The sequence below is a fragment of the Pseudomonas sp. P5_A2_2 genome (assembly GCF_054177685.1).
Map to the genome: position 1 here is coordinate 1 of NZ_JBGCUL010000931.1, position 1,717 is coordinate 1,717.

The window sequence follows — 1,717 nt, forward strand, 5'->3', positions numbered from 1 at the left end:
GTCCGAGACCAGTCCGCGAACCGGGAACCAGTTCAGCGAAGTGCCACCGGCAAAGACCACGATCAGGAACATCGCAAACAGGAACGCCGGCATGGCATAGCCGATGATGATCGCGGTACTGCTCCAGATGTCGAATTGGCTGCCATGGTGCACGGCCTTGCGGATGCCCAGGGGAATCGACACCAGATAGGTGATTAGCGTCGCCCAGAGCCCGAGGGAAATGGTCACGGGCATTTTTTCGAGGATCAGGTCGGTGACGGTGGCGCCGCGAAAGAAGCTCTTGCCGAAGTCCAGGCGTGCGTAGCTGGTGAGCATCAGCCAGAGGCGTTCGTGTGCCGGTTTATCGAAGCCGTACTGTTTTTCAATGTCCTTGATCAGCTGCGGATCGAGCCCGCGACTGGCCCTGGACTTGCCACTCATGGCTTCGCCGGAACCGCCGCCGCCAACTGCTGCGCCGCCAATGCCTTGCAGGTGTGCGATGGCCTGTTCGACCGGCCCGCCCGGTGCGGCCTGGACGATGACAAAGTTGACCAGAAGAATGATCACCAGCGTCGGAATGATCAGCAGCAGGCGCCGCAATATGTAAGCCCACATCAGTGCGGCCCTCCGGGTTTGCCACGGCTGATACGCTCGGCCGTCATCTGTTGGTTGGTCAATGGCGTGGTGCTCATCTCCCACCAGCTCTCGATGGCTTCGTCATTGCTCGCCTGCACGTTCGGGATGCCAAAGCGATTCCACCAGACCGTCGAGGTGCCTGGCGGGTAATAGTTGGGAATCCAGTAGTAATTCCATTGCAGCACCCGGTCCAGGGCATGAGCGTAATGCAGCATGTCAGCCTGGGTATTGGCATGGATCAGCCCGGTGATCAGGGTGTCCACTGCCGGGTTCTTCAACACCATGTAGTTGTTTGATCCCGGGTCGGTGGCCGCCGCCGAACCGAAATAATTGAGCAGTTCGTTTCCCGGAGATGTGGTGACCGGGTAGCCGGTGACGATCAAGTCGTAGTCGCGGCTCATCAGGCGATTGACGTACTGGGAGGAGTCGATGCGGCGGATGTTCAGGTCGATGCCGATCTGTTTCAACGTGCGTTTATAGGGCAACAGCAGACGGTCCATGCCGTTTTGGCTGATCAGGAACGTGAAGCTCAACGGCTCGCCGTCGGCATTGACCAGTTGGTCGCCATCGGGTTTCCAGCCGGCCTGTTCGAGCAAGTCCAGGGCTTGCAGTTGCTTGTCGCGGATCACGCCGCTGCCATCGGTCTTCGGCGCTTCGAACACCTTGGTGAAGACTTCGTCGGGAATCTTCCCGCGCAGCGGTTCGAGAATCGCCAGCTCACCCGCATCCGGCAGTTGTCGGGCCGCAAGATCGGTATTGGAGAAAAAGCTCTGCTGGCGGATGTACATGTCACGCATCATCTGCCGGTTGCTCCACTCGAAGTCCCACAGCATCGCCAGCGCCTGGCGCACGCGACGGTCCTGGAACATGGGCTTTTGCAGATTGAACACAAAACCCTGGGCCGGCTGCGGTGCCGCGGTGGCGAGGTGGGCTTTTTGCAGGCGACCGTCGCTCAGGGCCGGGCTGTCGTAGCCGATGGAGTAAGCGGTGGCGGAAAATTCCCGGTTGTAGTCATAGGCGCCACCGCGCAGCACCTGGCGCGCCACGTCGGTATCGCCGAAGTATTCGATGCTTAAGTGATCGAAGTTGTACAGGCCACGAC

Annotated in this window: 1 protein-coding gene and 1 pseudogene; both read right to left on the minus strand. The window is 59.9% G+C overall.

Features of this window, described 5'->3' with window-relative positions; genetic code table 11:
• Nucleotides 1-594 (minus strand): annotated as a pseudogene (locus ACXRVY_RS27450) (peptide ABC transporter permease); the annotation flags it as partial.
• A partial coding sequence (locus ACXRVY_RS27455; protein WP_458238775.1) for an ABC transporter substrate-binding protein occupies nucleotides 594-1,717 on the minus strand: 1,124 nt, incomplete at its 5' end. The gene ACXRVY_RS27455 and the pseudogene ACXRVY_RS27450, both read right to left, overlap by 1 nt.